The organism is Mesorhizobium sp. CNPSo 4670, assembly GCF_057784235.1.
On the sequence record NZ_JBWJFQ010000016.1, the window covers coordinates 39,504 to 54,978 of the forward strand.

Here is a 15,475-nt window from a genome sequence, read left to right on the forward strand (position 1 = left end):
CCCTCTATGCACGGGCGCGATCTGCGGTCATCCAGCCCCGGCATTGCCACCGACTGCCTGGAGAACGCCCGCCAGGCCGGCTGGCACCCGCTCGAGTGCGGTGCGCTGCCGACACCGGCGCTGGCGCTGGCCACAATCGCTGCTTCGGCGTCGGCAATCATGGTCACCGGCAGCTATCTCTCAGACGACCGCAACGGCTTGAAGTTCTATGTCGCCGGCGCGGAAATCAATAAGGACGACGAGACCGGCATCGCTGCCAGGATCGGTGCTCTCGCCGAGGCCGGCGGGCCGAGAATCGCGGGGAGCAATCCGCCGGTCACCTCCAAAGCCGCCGAGGCGCTGGACGGATACAGGCGGCGCTATCTCGACTTTTTCAACAGTAACAGCCTGTCAAGCCTTACCGTCGGCTCTACGAGCATAGCTCCGTGGCGCGTGACCTGTTACGCGACATCCTGGAGGCGCTCGGCGCGAAAGCTGTTTCCTTCGGCCGGTCCAGCGAATTCATTCCGATGGATACGGAAGCACATCGTCCGGAGGATCTGGCGCTGCTGCTCGAGTTTGCGGTGCGCAACAAGGTTGACGCGATTGTCTCTACCAATGGCGACGCCGACCGACCGCTGGTGGCGCACGCTGACGGCACTGTGGTTCGTGGCGACATCGGCCTGCTCTGTGCCGAGTTCCTGGGCCTGCGCATAATCGTCACGCCGCTGACGTCCAGTTCAGCGATCGAAAGTTGCGGCATCGCAAGTTCCGTCATGCGCACGAAGATCGGATCGCCGTTCGTCATCGCCCGCTGCCTTCGAATTGCCCAGGCCATCACTTCTGTACTTGGTGACCGAAAGGATCGTCTTCAATCGCTCAACCGACCTACAATTCATTCCGTGGATGAGTTGTATCGAAACAATTGATTTTTGGAATTTTTTGAATGGGGCAAATTTCCGTCTGGTTGATTTGAAGGCACGGTCGAGCGCGCCTAGGCAAGCTCGCCTGATACGATTTGCCGAAAGGCTGATTGCGGCTGCTGGTTAGGGTCGTCCCATCGTTCGAAAGCTAGAGGGCGAAGCTTCGGCAGCTGGGGCCAGTGTCGGGGCTTTGATCAACCTCGCTAGATCGAATGTGTCTGTCGTCGAACTGCACTTTCTTTCAATTGGAAGAGCATCAGTCCGCGTAAGGAAGGGAAAAGCAATATGCATCGTCGTCACCTGATCAAAGGGTTCGTTGCACAGGGCGCCTGCCTCATCTGTGCCGCTGCCGCGCGTGCGGATGAGGCCCATTGGGGATACACTGGCCAGGTGGCGCCCGAGCACTGGGCTGATATGGACAGGGAAAATTCCGTCTGTTCGGCGGGCACGCAACAATCACCCATTGATATCACCGACGCCGTCAAGGCCGACATACCGCGTATCACTGTGGATTGGCACAAAGGCCGCGGCAAGATGGTGAATAACGGCCACACCATTCAAATCAATATGCCGCAAGGCAGCACGCTGACCCGTGGGAATCGCACTTTCGAATTGATCCAATTCCATTTTCATGCGCCAAGCGAGCATCGCCTAGCTGGCATGAATTTCCCGATGGAAGCGCATTTCGTGCACAAGGACACAAAGAGCGATAGCTTTGGCGCCCTGGGCGTTTTTCTGATACCGGGCGCGACAAATGCCAGCTTTGCAGGGCTGGCAGCGGCCTTCCCCCCGCAGTCTGGCTCGACAATGGCCCTCGATATCGATCCCAGTGGGCTTCTCCCGGCCTCGCTCAACTACTGGACTTATGAGGGGTCATTGACCACGCCGCCCTGCACCGAGAACGTCGAATGGATGTTGGCAAAAGAACCGGTAGAGGTCGATGCTGCAGATATTGCGCGATTTGCCTCCCTCTACCCCCAGAACGCCCGGCCTATCCGTTCACCTAGCAGGCGCTTCATCCTAGACTTCAACTGAGGCCATACAATGTGGCAGTAAAGAACGTTGGCCGCAGCGGAGGTGGCCGCAGAACGCGAAAGGGGACCGCCTTTGTTTGTCGCTCCCGATGAAGATGAAAGGGGTCCGGACCATTGCGGCCGAGATAGCCGCAATGCAGGCCGGTTTCGTTAATGCGCTAGCGGCGTGTCATCGGCACCAGAGCATTTCGCCCATATGATCTTCGGACCGCAGACTTCAGGAGTCAGGTCTGCACACCCTATTATTTCCGTTGGCAAGCCAACCTGAGGATCCTGATATCGCTCGGATACCGCCTAACGAGTCCGTCTGTAATCTCGGGAGCCGGTATCGAACCCAGGGCTGGTCGAATCCTTAACAAAGAAAAAGCCCGCTGCCGAGCAAGGGGGCAGCGGGCTTGATCTGAAAGGCAGTGCCGGCGGAGAGGGACCGCATTCAGCTCCGGGGTCGTATCTGCGAGGAGTAGATTGGCTGCGCAAACTGTACGCCAACGACCATGGCTTACACGCCGTGTCGCCCTCTCATCCCAACAGCTTCCTTCAGGCGAGCAGCTTTCGGTTGGCTGCGGGCGTCATAAACATGGGATGGTTCGCCCGTCCTCGTCGCTCAAGAAGCCGCTTCAGGCGTCCTCGCTTGATCCCCGCGAGCAACGTGTGGGGGATGGAGCCGAACAAGACGCTTCTCCCATAATTCCCGCAATTCTTGGAGGAGTGCTTCATGCCTGACCACATCGTGCGCAATCATGTCGAGAAGATCTGCGAGCACCGCTTCGCCTTCGATACGCATCAGCAGATCGAACACGTCATGTGAAATACGAACACCGTCACGGCTGGAATGATTTGCACGGATTTCGCAGACCGTCTCTTGGCGATCTGGGGCTGTGAATGCGCGGGTTCGGTGCAGCGATACATAAGGTGGCAATGAAACCGCGAGCGCAGTCCAATCCTGCAGCGTTGCAGCCCGCTTTTTGACGAGGAACGACCCGACCACAAGTCCGTCCAGATCTGTCGTTAGAAACGTGGTTATTGCGTCTGCAACCGAGTCCACGATCGGCTCTGCATTGTTATTAAAGGACGTGTTGAGCAGGATTGGGATGTCGGTCCGCTTCTTGAATGCATTAATAACATCCCAGTAGGCCGGATTGGTGTTGCGCGACACTGTCTGCAGCCGAGCTGTACCGTCGACGTGGGTGATGGCACCGAGCAAGTCACGTTTTGAGTCACGCACCCGAACGACGAAATTCATGAACGGAAATTCGCTTGTACCATCCGGCAGGTCGAAAAATTCGCGCGCATTCTCCTCGAGCACCGATGGCGCGAAGGGTCGATAGCCTTCCCGCTTCTTGACCATTGCGTTGATCCGGTCCTTATTCGCGGCCGGTCGCGGGTCAGCAAGGATGCTGCGGTTACCGAGCGCACGTGGGCCGAACTCCGAGCGACCCTGCACCCATCCGATCACGGCGCCATTGACTATCCAGTCCGCTGCACTGTTTGCTACGTCATCAGTACGTTCAATATCGAGGTGACCGGCCCATGCCGTAAGTTCCTGCTCCACCGCGCGGTCGCCCCCGAGATCGGGGCCCCAATACACTTCCTGTAATCGCTTACGTGGCGCAGGGTGGCCGACTTCGTTAGATATCATTAATGCGGCGCCCAATGCGCAGCCAGCGTCATGCGATGCCGGTTGAACGAAGATGTCTTCGAAGAGCCCTGAATACAGCAGTTTACCGTTCACGGTGCAGTTGTGCGCTACCCCTCCGGCCATGCACAGCCGCTCCATACCGCTCGTCTCACGATGGTGCCGGAGAATATGAAAAACGATCCGCTCCAGCGCTTCCTGCAATGATGCACTTATATCCCGATGCTGCTGGGTAAACGGCATTCCCTTTCGCCTAACCTGGATGTTGCGGAGCAATGTCGGCCCGATACGGTCGAGGTGGACACGGTAACCCCCGTTGGCGGAGAGCTCGTAGAACTGCTCGAAGAGTTTGCGATAGGGAACGGGATCCCCGTAGGGGGCGAGCCCCATGACCTTGTATTCGTCGAATAAGCCATAGCCGAGATACCGGATCGTCTCGAGATAAAATAGCCCGAGCGAGTTATTGTCCGGGAATGTCTCGATTTGCGTAACGTCGGTTCCGTCCCCCAGAGCCAAGAGCCCGGAGAGAAAATCACCACCGCCATCAATCGAAAGGATCAGGCTTTGTTCGAAGCCGGACATTGCAAAAGCGCTCACAGCGTGCGCCTGATGGTGATTCACGAATGAGATACGCGAAGCATCGACCTCGAAATCGAACTCCTGCGCCAGTAACCTCTGCAGCAACAGTGTAGCATCCAACGGCATGGAGATGTCCGGCTGGGAAACGACCAGGTGTTCGAGCACAGAGTTGCAATAGGCCTCGGTAGAGTAGTACCCGATACGATCGATTTCGCTGAGCTGAACGCCAGCGACTGAGAGACAGTATTGAATCGAATTGCTGGGCAATTTGTTGGAGTGTTTAATCCGATTGAGGCGTTCTTCTTCTACAGCGGCTATTACCTCTCCGTCCCGGACTAGAACCGCAGCGCCGTCATGCATAAATGTATTCGGAAGTTCGAGTCGGCTTTCGTGGACTCTCTCAAGTCCGCCACTCAATCCTAGACACAGCATCTCACTCTCCATTCATCATAAAAAGGGGACCTCATTGATCTGGCTCAAGACCATTTCCAAGTACATATGCTGCATTTTCGCTGGTTGCCGCGATGAGTAGCTCGGCCACTTTGTGTTCAGAGGTTCTGGAAATAGTCTGCAATCGCGCAGACCCTTCGAGATGCGCGACAGCGGGCACTTTGTCCGCCATTCCTGCCGTGTCTGGTGGTCGAACAACATGTAAGGATCCGGCGTTCCTGGGCTGAATATTTCAGGCGCGCGATCCTCAAGGCAGATCGGTGCCACGGGGCGGAAGTGCTCGCGAAGTTTGATGTTGCTTAGATGGTCCGTCATCTCCGGCGAGGTCGCAGCCGCGAGAATGCTTCTGCCACCAAGTGCGCGCGGTCCGAGATCGGCTCGCCCAGTGAGGAAAATGACGGGTTTGTTGCTGGCGAGCATGGAAGCGAGTTCTCGCATACCGCAAGGTGCGGAATTCCATCCAGAAGGAAGTTGGCTATCTGGCAGAGCCGGCCCGCTGTAGACCGAACATTCCAGAGGTACGAAGCGCTCTTGCGCAACCGTTGCGCTGCAAGCGGCATCGATTGCCGAGCCGCTGTCATTCGGAAATGGGGGCACCCAGACCGCATCGAAGAGCCCCGTCTGACGTGAGGCACTGTTCCATTTAATATTGAGACCGCAGCCGCCGGCGATACACAAGTTTCGCGCCCCCGAAAAATGTGCGTGCCGCTCCATAGCGGTCACCATCTCGCTGACAAGAAGACGCTCGAGAAAAAGATGAAAGGATGCGAGCACATCTTCGCAGACCTGATCCCTCAATCGGAGGGCACTGGCTTCGAAGAAGTCATTCACGTACGCAAGCGAGGGCTCAGCGGCGTTGATATCCGCGCGGTAACGGCTGGCCAGCTCTGTGTCGCCCGCAAATCTCTCCTGATAAAGTTCCTGAAACACCGCCCCGATGTCTTCGGCGACCGCCCCGAGTGCGATGTAGGCCATCAGCTTGCCGGCAACACCGAGGTCCCAGTCACGGGGACCCGACCGCTTATAGGGCACGAAGTGATGGCCCGCTGCTGCATAAACATGGCCTATCACCGGGAACATGCAATCCAGGAGCCGGGCGCCGTGGCGTTCTACATAATAGAGGCGTGGAAAGATGCACCCGTCCCAGACCAAGCAGAATGCGGGCTCTCCGGTTTTGGCGAATGGGCTGGTGCAGTATGCCGAGGTCACATGGCCGGTAACATGCGGGTAGCTTCTATAAGAGAAAAGCCGGCCATCGATCGAAGTGAGGACGCCATCGGCATGCCGTTCGACGTAGGGGCCCCCTCTGAGAGTGATCGGAGCCGCCCCGCTAAGGACATGGAACTGCGACTCCACATGCCCGTCCCAGCCGTCGATAACGAACTGATCACCGTCCCGCGCATCCAGGCCGTGCTCCGCCAAGGCGGAGACAATGGACTCCAGATCATCGATGGCTTGATACCGTCGGTTATTGTCCCGCTTCTCCTCACTCCGAAAACGGGCTAGCAAGCAGTCTTGGTGGGGGGCGTCGCCTTGGCAGTGCAGATGATCGACAGCGATCAACATCTCGTTGAGCATAGCCATGACAGTCTCGGCACCAGCGGCGTGACCCCAGCGCCGACAAGTGGCATCACGCGCCGATCCGAATACCAGGTGCCCCCCTGGAGCAAGCATCCGCACAAGGTTGCGGATAGCTGCGCGCATCTCGGCTATACCATTGAGGTAGTACAGGACCTCCGCCACGACGATCAGATCGAACGGTTCCTCAGTCGAGAACTGTCGAACATCGGAGACTGACCAGGTGATGTGGGTGAGCTCCTTCATCCGACGGCGCGCTCGATCAATCGCTCGCGGCACGAGATCGATTACTGAGAGCCATCGGCAATGGGGCGCTAGCCGTTCGGTGAATGCACCTGCAGCACACCCGACTTCAAGTGCATTTGTGATGGATCCCTGGGAAAGCGACAGCCGGAGCATTTGCGTGTGACGCTCCCGCTCGAACGGGCTGGCATCGAGCAACCACGGATCGTCTGCGGCCAATTCCCGATCTAACAATCGACGACTATTATCCAGACCCAAGATTCATCTGCCTCGACAACGCAACCAACGCTCGCCAGAAGTCGCCAGGGCTGACCAATGCCGTGCAAGATGGCGGATACGATTCTGCACCACATTCGCGACAATCATGCCGTCCATGCCCCCGGCCAAAAACCGGAACTGGCTACGTCGTCCGAGACCGGAAAACGCTTGCCGGCACGCATAGGCGGCTTGCATTCTTTTACCTGCGGTCCAAAGCAGCGCATAACACGAGACGCTGACAGTGCTGACTGCGCCAAGACGGTCCATGAGATTTTGGTTCGTTGTCTGTCCGAGAAGCAAGCGCATTACAAAACCGCGGTCATGCAATGCGGGAGTGACTTCGCAAGCCGGTATCACTGCCCGGCATCATTTCGCTGGGAGGGCACTCGTCGTGCAAACGGCGCCGCAAGGACATATATCCCGGAACACTTGAGTCATACGCGATCGCAACGAACCCAGGTCTAGCTCCGGTCTAGTTTCGGCTGCCTTCGAGGGATCGATATTAGAGGTCCCAGTACGTCCGTAGGTCCTTCGGAAGAACTCGGCGAGTTCGACATTTGCAGTTGCAACTCGTTTTCCCAGCACAGCTTCCACCGCACTTGAACGCATACAAAGACTCCTTTTCTGATGATTTTCGAGAGTGCCCATCCGCGATCGTCGCGGCGTCATTTGGCGGGCATCAGGCGCTATCGTCGGCTATCGCGATGCCAGGCAATTGGACCGAGAGAAGCTCGTACGAGGGGACTTTTGCGTTGATGGGGCTCTCTCAAAAGTTGCCGTCGTTCCCGATCCCCACCTTTCATTTCAGGTTTCTAATGCAGCATCCCCCCGGATTGGTAAAATCCATTGTTTGGATAGCAAACATTCATTTCGGGTATAGGTCCGTCCGTTTCAATGTTCTCGATCAAATCTACTCGTTCGCGCGCGATGCTTCTGCTGGTCGCGGTACTTCACGGTGGCGCACAGTTCAGTCTGCCGTCCATGTGGCACCGTTCATCAGGGTTGCGTATCGATTTCGGTGACGAGCAGAGGCACCTCGCCGAGCCAGTAGTGCCCCAAGCCGGCCGGCGCGGGAACACGTCCCGAGTGCGGCGCGCCGATAATCGCCATTCACGTGCGGATTCGTGCGTCGGCGGAGCACTCCCGATAGACTGACCAACGCGGTTTCCTTCTGGGAAGACAAGCACCCGCCAGGCCGGCTGAACCATGACCCTGCGGAGCCAGGCATTGTCGGCAGGCGATAGTCCGCGCTCGCGTCGGCGGCCCCGCTCTCGTCGGGCGACCCGGTGCACCGACGAGACGAGAGAACGGAGCCCATCGACCAAGGCGATCAAAGACTTCCTGGGACACGATCGCAGGCCCACATAAGCCGCGAGCCATAACCAATCGCTACGCAGCTCAGGTGTCGCACCGCCCAGATTCGACCGGTTTGCATTGAAGGCTCTTATCGGTCCCCAGGTCTCTACAAAAGGATCTTGCGAGGTTAATGCTCGACTGCTCCTACCCAAGAGTGGCGCCTGCAATCACCTCCTTCCATTGCCGTTTCCCGACGCCCCGATCGTGGTCGAGCCCATACCGCCCGGGCTACCGCCTGCTTCCTTTTGCCGCTCCGATTTGATTCACAGCTGAGGCGCTTTTCAAATGCAGCGTCTTGTGACATTTGCAAAACCTATTGTTCGGATATAATGCATCCATACGCCAGATTGGAAAGAGAAATGCGGTTTAAGGGACTAGATCTGAACCTCCTCGTCGCGCTCGATGCGCTGATGGCTGAACGCAACCTCACCGCGGCGGCTCGCAGCATCAACCTTAGCCAACCAGCCATGAGCGCGGCTGTTGCCCGGCTGCGCGGCTATTTTGGCGATGAGCTGTTTACAATGAGAGGCCGCGAACTCATCCCGACACCGCGAGCCGAGGCGCTCTCCTCCCCGGTTCGCGAGGCGCTGCTACATATTCAGCTCTCGATTATTTCTTGGGAAGAATTTGATCCCAAGAAATCCGACCGCCGGTTCAGGATTATAGTTTCTGATTACACGACGATCATTTTCTTCCAGAAAGTTGTTGAGCGTGTTGCGCGAGAAGCCCCTTTCGTCAGCTTCGAGTTCCTGCCTCTGACTGACAACCCGGAAGAACTTTTCCGGCGCGGTGAGGCCGATTTTCTGGTCCTTCCAGACTTGTACATGTCAGACGCACATCCCAAAGCGAAGCTTTTCGACGATTCATTCGTCTGTGTCAGCTGTTGGACAAACAAGGAACTGACGAGGAAGCTCACATTCGAGAAATACATGTCAATGGGCCACGTCGTGGCCAAATTCGGACGCTCGCTCAGAGCATCCGTTGACGAGTGGTTTTTGATTGAGCATGGCCTCAAGAGGCGTGCCGAGGTGGTCGTGCAGGGGTTCAGCATGATCGCTCCTATGCTACCGGGCACCAGTCGCCTTGGGACCATGCCGCTGAGGCTGGTTGAGCATTTCGCAAAAACGCTACCGCTGCGGGTCGTCAGACTTCCGTTCTCTTTGCCCCCGTTGACTCTGACGATGCAGTGGCCTGCGCTTCACAATGGCGACCCAGCGAGCATCTGGATGCGGAAGACTTTGTTGGAGGAGGCATCTCGCCTAGCGCCAGCGCCGGACCCTGCCATTTGACTAGCGCGTCTGCGGCGAGTGTCCTAGGCCAGGAGGCGCCCGTCTTTCGTGATGCAGGCATTGTTGACCAATATGTCGACGCCTTCGAGATCGGCTTCCGCCTTTTGCGCCGAGCGCTTTGACCTTGTCGCGGTTCAGAGGTTCGCGGAATCGCCGGCGGCGCTGCGCCTTCCTGACATTGTCGGATGAGGCTTTGGGGCAGACCCTCGAGCCTTACCCGAAGCGCCTAACTTGAGCTTCCGGGTAGCGGTAGACGTGCCGCTTCCGCAGTTGAAATTTTTCAAGAACGGAACCCCGGCTCATCGAGCTTCCGCTGCCGCTTGGCGCATTCATCCAGTTGGTCCAAAGGCGCATCTTTCATAATCGCCAACCGGCAAGTCATTCCGGAAAAGAAATAACGTTACGAAGCACCTCGCATGCCTAAACCTTCCTGAATGCCAGAACTGCGTTCATGCCGCCCATCGCGAAAGCATTGCTGAGCGCCACGCGCACCGTGCGTTCTCGCGGCACGTTGGGTGTGACGTCGAGATCACAATCGGGGTCTGGCTCGCGATAATTGGCGGTCGGCGGCACGACCCCCTCCTGGATCGCCATCACGCAGGCAATCATTTCGAGCGCGCTTGCTGCGCCGAGGCAATGCGCGTGCATGGACTTGGTGGACGATACAGACATCGAATAGGCGTGGTGTGCGAAGACGCGCTTGATTGCCGCCGTCTCGGCCTGATCATTGGTCTTGGTGCCGGTGCCATGGGCGTTTAGGTAGTCCACGTCCTCGGCATTCAGCCCGCCGTCGGCGAGGCAAGCGTGCATCGCGGCCTCCGGCCCATCGATAGACGGCGCGACAACGTCGAAGGCATCGCTGGAAAGGCCGATGCCCGCGATCTCGGCAAGCATCGTGGCACCGCGCGCCGCGGCATGTTCATAGCTTTCTAGTACGGCTATGCCCGCGCCCTCGCCTAGCACCACTCCCTTCCGGTCGGCGGAAAAGGGCCGGCAAGTATCCGGAGCGAGCGCGCGCATCGTTTCCCACGCCTTCACCATAAGCCATGCGAGTGGCGCTTCGGCGCCTCCGGCAAGCATCACGTCAGCCCGGCCCAGCCTAATCTGATCCGCCGCTGAAGCGATCGCATGGTTGGCTGAAGCGCATGCGGAAGCGACGCCAAACACTGGCCCGCGCAGACCGAGGCTAATACTGACCTGGCTGGCAGCGGAGCGCGGCAACCCCTTTGGTGCAGAGTAGATGCCCGCACGCTTCACGCCGCCCAAAAGGAGCGCTCGGTAGGTTTCTTCGACCGTTCCCCAGCCCCAGCCGCAGACGCCCACGGTCGCACCGAAGCGATAAGGATTTCCCTCGCCGCAGGAGAGCCCAGCGTGTTGCATGGCTTCGCGCGCTGCAAGCACAGCGAGCAAACTTAAGCGGTCCATGGTGACCAGCTGCTTGCGCGCAATGTCGTGCTCGGGCAGCACCTTGATCTCGGTGCCGACAGTGCCCTTCAGTCCACGAAGCTCGGGAGTGGCCATTGGACCGATGGCGGAGCGGCCTTCGCGCATCTCTTTCCAGATGGAGGCGGCGTTGTTACCTAGCCCGCAAAGCCCGCCCATTCCAGTAATAACGACTCGCCTGTCCATATCAGGCCTCCTTGGCGAGCAAGCCGCAGAAGGGTTCCACCACGTCGCCGATACTGTTCAGGTTCGACCGTTGCGTGGCAGTCGTTATTTCCCCGGTTAGGGACGCAGTCGTTCCCTCGCCGCGCTCGGATTCGACGCGGTTCATGATAGTGGCAGTGATTCCCGTTGTGAATTGATCAGCCATTCTATCTCCTTGCTTTGATAACGCCTCTTGACGTGGGCGCGGCGCCTTCTTCCAGCCAGACGGCAAGCGAAATTGTCTCTGACCGGCCTTGTACCACTCACCAAAACCAATTGGATTTTTGATTGCAGAGACGAGATGAGTTCCGGCGGGTCTGCGACGGAAGATGGAGAAAAACGTCGGCCGGCCGAGTTTGCGCCAGCACATCGAAACCCGGTGTGCAACGTGGCTCGTCTTCAAACGTCTCGGCCGCCAATGGCTTTGCGTCGAGGTAGTCGGTGCTAGGTCCTTCGGAATACGTCGGAGAGTTCGAAATGGTCTGGCAGATGCAATTCATTTTCCCAGCACAACCTCCACCGCACCTCTGAGCTCATGGGTGCTTCCATGCGAGATCGAGGAAGATTGATAAAATCATTTGTTTCGATGAGACCCATCAGCGCTTTGGATGTCCTAAGCGTGCCTTGTCACCGGCGCCCCATACCCATGTATCCATCGTGCGCATGCGTTCCATCAACACAATCGATTTTACCAACATATATATTAGCGGATATGAAACCGTCGGCCGGGGACCAGGTCCACCCCGGGACGCGAGCTGCCTCTCGCGGACCATGTCAAACTGTCTGCTTCTTCAGGAAGGCTTATGGACCTGCCGGCGCGGCGGGACCCTTGGAAAGCAATCGAAGTTGTCCGGTGTCAGCCCTGAGTTCCGGTTGATCTACCAGGCGGCGCGTTGAGACGAATTTCGCTGGAAATATTTCAGCTTTCTAGAAGGCCCATGCAACCGCTCTCGGGCTTTGCCTGGTGGTCGCGCGCGAACCACTAGATCCAAAGCGGAAAGTAACGACGGAAAAAAGATAGGCTGGCGGATTGATGCTTAATCACATAACGGTGGGCGCGACGGGGCGCGACTCGTGCCAAGAAGGGACGAAATCCCGAGACATAAGCTTTGATTTCGCCAAAGGCGTGCTCATTATACTGGTTATAATTGGCCACCTATTGCAATATCTGATTTATCGCGACTCTGATACCTTTTGGTTGTCGCCATATTTCAAGTCGATCTACATGTTTCACATGCCACTATTTATGGCGATAAGCGGATATCTTTCCTTGGGAGCTGTCCTGCGCAAATCGCTTCGTCAAGGTGTCAGTGATCGAGCGATGCAGTTAGTATCGCCAATGCTTTTTTGGTGCGCGTTGATTTGGATATCGAAGGCCGCCGTAATCTCGCGGGCGGATAATTTAACCGGCGAAATGTTGGATTTTTCAAGGGAATTAATTGGGGCGTACTGGTTCATCTGGGCGGCATTCACTTCCTTCGTGGCCGTTAAGTTACTTATGACTTTCAAACGCTTGCCGGTGTGGATCATAGGCGCATCTGCAATTGTGTTCGCTTTCGCGCCAGTTACCTGGTCAATAGCTCCGTTAGTACGATATACTTATCCATTCTATTGCTTTGGCTTCTTATTTGCCCAATCGATCGAGCGGAAGACCAACATCATCTGGCTAAGGAAGCAACCATTATTTATCTTTCTTTCGATAACAGCATTCATATGCTTTCTGAATTGGGGGAAAAATACTTATGTCTACAACAATCTTGGTTTGATATACGATGAAGAGTCAGCGAAACAAGTGCTTCTAATGTTCGCCGGCTCGGGAGCGGCGTCTGCGGTAGCTATGCAATTTATATTCCTATGCTGGAGAGCTAGCTATTCAACTCGATTAGCTCGCTTTGTCGCGGAGGAGCTTGGTCAGAGCACACTAGTGCTTTACTTTGTCCAGGGTGCCGTTTTTCGCCTCATGGATTTTATACAGTTCGGAGAACCCTGGAATATCACGACCAAAATCGGGGTCGCAAGCGTGGTTGGAGCTGCGATTGTTGTCACGGGGATGACAATTCGCAGGATTGTGCGCCACCTTGGATATCTGTCGCTATGGCGAAAATTTATCTGGCGACGCTGTTCAAGCGGCGCTCCGCCGCTTGGTCTCGATAACCTTAATTCCGTCAGGGAACACCTAGCTTCTTGCTGCCACGAACGGGAGAGCGTCCAGGAAGAAGCTGATCAAAACCCGGCATTTCAATGCAGACACATAGATTCGAAAACCGCTCCGCCATAAGACTTGATTTTGTTATCTGGCTTTTTTTGCCTCTTGCCATAACCGCAAAAAGGCCGGCGGAACCGGGCTTCTAGGAGCGCTTGCCGCGTCGGCGCCGCTGAATGGTGACGACTTTCGCTATGTGTCGTCTCGCACTGGGTTCAGAAACCCATGCGCGTTTTGCGGACTACCTTGACCAAGTCGATATCACCGTCCTGGCGAGCGCGGGATATAGCTTTCGCGTTCACTTCTTCCGGGTCGTTCACATCGATAATGTAATAGCGCTCGACCGCCACTCGCAGATTTTCTGTCTTACGAGCAGAGACTTTGACGTCGTATATCATGGCCTATCGTCCTTTTCCTTGCGAAGGGGCGGAGCTGTAGCTGCCGCCGATTTCACACCATAAGACGCACCGGCCGAAAAAAACTGCGCGCGCCATGATATCACGGCTGCTCTCAACCTCATCTCTACCGAAACCTGTGCAGTTGTACAGGTAGCCATAGCGTGCGGTGCTCTGGCAATTTTTCGGCCGAACAGTAACAAGGAGATGATTGCAATGGCCCGTACGCAAAGGCTCATGAAGGCGAGCGAAGTCCCGGCTTTTGTGGAGAGGGTGATTAAAGCCGGCTGTGATATCTGCGCCATCGGCGACTTTGGCTATGTGATCGGTGAGACCTGGGAGCAGGAAGCGGCAGAGGATGAGCTGCGGCGCATAGATGACGAGTTCGGTGATCGAGATGCATTGCTGCCCGAGATCGTCGCCCACCTCAAGTCGCTCGGTCGGCAGATCGATCCTAGATCGCCAATCGAGAACTGGTATGGGAACCACAAGCTACACTAGCGCTTGATGCTATATCATCTGCGGCTAATTCGTTGGCCGCCTTTGCCTACCGCATTCACCAATTTACCGAGTTAAAACAAATGGTTGACTCCATAGTGGCATTGTGGATTCCTTATGAATGAACGTTATTCCTCCGCCAACACAACTAGGTAACATTTACCCCGCAAAGGAAGCGGCCAGCCGGCTCAAGATGACGCGGCGGGGGATTATACAGATTGGCAAGCGCTACGGCTGCTGCTCCACTCACGGACGCGACGTAATGTTCTCAGAGCAGGATCTTGTCGACATCTGGCAGATCATGAGGGCACCTGCCACCAGAGCAAACCTGTCACTGGCCGGGCGATTGCATTCTATACTTCGGACGCTTCCTACAAGGATCTTCTCCGCACGAACCAACGAGAACGCGATGAGAAGCGCCGGCTGCGTAAGGAACGAGATGCGGCCGAACGTGAACGGCGCCTAGAGGAGAAGCGCCAGGCATCACGTGACAAACTCGCTGCGAGAGCCGCTAAGCGGACAGCCGCATTAGAGGCCAAGACGGCAAAGCGCGCTCCGACGGACTCCGAGCCGCTAGACGTCAACAATCGCGATCCGGCGTACTGGACTGAGGAGCGTAAGACGCGCCTGCGTCGGGAACGCCTTGTCAGGATGAACAGGCTCGCGGAATGATGCCCGAACCTCGCACAAAATAAGAGAAGCGCCGCCGGTTCCGACACCGGAACGCGCTTTGGCTTCGGAGCGCCGAAGCCGGGATTCGCGAATCACTGCTGCCAAATCAGGTACCGGCCTTGTCAACGCGGAGACCCCAGCTGGTGCAACCTCCGGATAAAATTTTGCAGCAGCGATAAACCTTTTGTGCATTGCACAATTTTTCCGTTCGCCCATACTTTTGCCTGTTGGCCAATTCACTCCCACCCATGGAACGGTCGACGCTGAATGCAGCACGCCTTTTTTGCGCTGCATTCTCAAATAGAGCCCGCTGCCACCTCCTCCCGGCAGCGGGTTTTTCGATCCTTGATCGCGCGTATTGTAGGCGCGCGGCTCGAAGACCTGGAGGAATCCAAGGCGCGCATGGCTGCGATCTTGAAGGGCAGGCCTAAAGCTTAGCAGTGCAAAGGCGGAGCCCGAGGCGCTAGATCATACCAATCGCGATCCAAGCTATTGGACAACGGCCCGCAAGCGGCGGCTACGGGCCGAGCGCAAAGCTAACGGAAGTGAGACGTGGCCAAGGCCGAAATGAAGCAGCGCATCGAGGGCCTAGAAGCCAAATCCGGCCAAGCCTACCAAGTAATCGGATCTATCGATGCGGCCTGCAGGAAAGTGAAGAAGGGCACGAGGGCATTGGATTATTTTAGCCAAGACGGCTTTGATGACGATTTCCTGCCATGGCCAAGAGCCTAAGAT

At 56.8% G+C, this 15,475-nt stretch carries 11 protein-coding genes and 5 pseudogenes; 7 read left to right on the forward strand and 9 right to left on the reverse strand.

Translation table 11 applies throughout. From position 1 onward, the window contains the following. Positions 1-6: 6 nt before the first annotated feature. The 3 genes and pseudogenes from AC0ZT5_RS23975 to AC0ZT5_RS23985 form a co-directional block, all read left to right on the forward strand. Positions 7-258 (forward strand): annotated as a pseudogene (locus AC0ZT5_RS23975) (phosphomannomutase); the annotation flags it as partial. A gap of 167 nt (positions 259-425) precedes the next feature. Further along, positions 426-908 carry a hypothetical protein gene (locus tag AC0ZT5_RS23980; protein ID WP_488498543.1) on the forward strand — a complete coding sequence of 161 codons (483 nt, stop codon included), beginning with the start codon at positions 426-428 and terminating at the stop codon, positions 906-908. A 279-nt stretch (positions 909-1,187) separates the two neighbouring features. Continuing rightward, a complete protein-coding gene (locus tag AC0ZT5_RS23985) occupies positions 1,188-1,937 on the forward strand; it encodes a carbonic anhydrase (RefSeq protein WP_488498449.1) in 750 nt (249 codons plus the stop codon). 603 nt (positions 1,938-2,540) lie between these two features. Here AC0ZT5_RS23985 and AC0ZT5_RS23990 read toward each other — a convergent pair. The 3 genes and pseudogenes from AC0ZT5_RS23990 to nodS all read right to left on the reverse strand — a co-directional run. Then, entirely contained in the window at positions 2,541-4,583 is a 2,043-nt protein-coding gene (locus AC0ZT5_RS23990) for a carbamoyltransferase family protein (protein WP_488498450.1), read from the reverse strand. Positions 4,584-4,674: 91 nt separating this feature from the next. After that, positions 4,675-6,110 (reverse strand): annotated as a pseudogene (locus tag AC0ZT5_RS23995) (carbamoyltransferase N-terminal domain-containing protein); the annotation flags it as partial. Continuing rightward, a pseudogene (gene nodS, locus AC0ZT5_RS24000) lies at positions 6,090-6,680 on the reverse strand (nodulation methyltransferase NodS); the annotation flags it as partial. The pseudogenes AC0ZT5_RS23995 and nodS, both read right to left, overlap by 21 nt. Before the next feature lie 1,715 nt (positions 6,681-8,395). On the opposite strand from nodS, the gene AC0ZT5_RS24005 reads away from it, so the two are divergent. After that, positions 8,396-9,325: a LysR family transcriptional regulator gene (locus tag AC0ZT5_RS24005; RefSeq protein WP_488498451.1), complete on the forward strand. Its 930-nt coding sequence runs from the start codon at positions 8,396-8,398 to the stop codon at positions 9,323-9,325. Between the two features lie 38 nt (positions 9,326-9,363). Here the strand turns inward: AC0ZT5_RS24005 and AC0ZT5_RS24010 are convergent. The 4 genes and pseudogenes from AC0ZT5_RS24010 to AC0ZT5_RS24025 all read right to left on the reverse strand — a co-directional run. Next, positions 9,364-9,460 (reverse strand): annotated as a pseudogene (locus AC0ZT5_RS24010) (beta-ketoacyl-ACP reductase); the annotation flags it as partial. A gap of 285 nt (positions 9,461-9,745) precedes the next feature. Further along, entirely contained in the window at positions 9,746-10,954 is a 1,209-nt protein-coding gene (locus AC0ZT5_RS24015) for a beta-ketoacyl-[acyl-carrier-protein] synthase family protein (protein WP_488498452.1), read from the reverse strand. Between the two features lies 1 nt (position 10,955). Further along, the gene (locus AC0ZT5_RS24020; protein WP_488498453.1) at positions 10,956-11,138 is read right to left on the reverse strand and encodes a hypothetical protein; all 183 of its coding nucleotides are present in this window, start codon (positions 11,136-11,138) and stop codon (positions 10,956-10,958) included. Between the two features lie 278 nt (positions 11,139-11,416). Beyond that, positions 11,417-11,569: a hypothetical protein gene (locus AC0ZT5_RS24025; protein WP_488498454.1), complete on the reverse strand. Its 153-nt coding sequence runs from the start codon at positions 11,567-11,569 to the stop codon at positions 11,417-11,419. A 436-nt stretch (positions 11,570-12,005) separates the two neighbouring features. Between AC0ZT5_RS24025 and nolL the strand changes: the two are divergent. Then, positions 12,006-13,112, forward strand: a pseudogene (gene nolL / locus AC0ZT5_RS24030) (nodulation factor fucose acetyltransferase NolL); the annotation flags it as partial. Between the two features lie 278 nt (positions 13,113-13,390). On the opposite strand, the gene AC0ZT5_RS24035 reads toward nolL, so the two are convergent. Continuing rightward, the gene (locus AC0ZT5_RS24035; protein WP_488498455.1) at positions 13,391-13,573 is read right to left on the reverse strand and encodes a hypothetical protein; all 183 of its coding nucleotides are present in this window, start codon (positions 13,571-13,573) and stop codon (positions 13,391-13,393) included. A 213-nt stretch (positions 13,574-13,786) separates the two neighbouring features. Between AC0ZT5_RS24035 and AC0ZT5_RS24040 the strand changes: the two genes are divergently transcribed. Next, positions 13,787-14,071 (forward strand): hypothetical protein, encoded by a 285-nt coding sequence (locus AC0ZT5_RS24040; protein WP_488498456.1) that lies wholly within the window; start codon positions 13,787-13,789, stop codon positions 14,069-14,071. Positions 14,072-14,641: 570 nt separating this feature from the next. On the opposite strand, the gene AC0ZT5_RS24045 is transcribed toward AC0ZT5_RS24040, so the two are convergent. Next, on the reverse strand, positions 14,642-15,034 hold the full coding sequence (locus tag AC0ZT5_RS24045; RefSeq protein WP_488498457.1) for a hypothetical protein: 393 nt from the start codon (positions 15,032-15,034) through the stop codon (positions 14,642-14,644). A 258-nt stretch (positions 15,035-15,292) separates the two neighbouring features. Here AC0ZT5_RS24045 and AC0ZT5_RS24050 point away from each other — a divergent pair, with 258 nt between their 5' ends. Further along, positions 15,293-15,472 (forward strand): hypothetical protein, encoded by a 180-nt coding sequence (locus tag AC0ZT5_RS24050; RefSeq protein WP_488498458.1) that lies wholly within the window; start codon positions 15,293-15,295, stop codon positions 15,470-15,472. Positions 15,473-15,475: the final 3 nt, after the last annotated feature.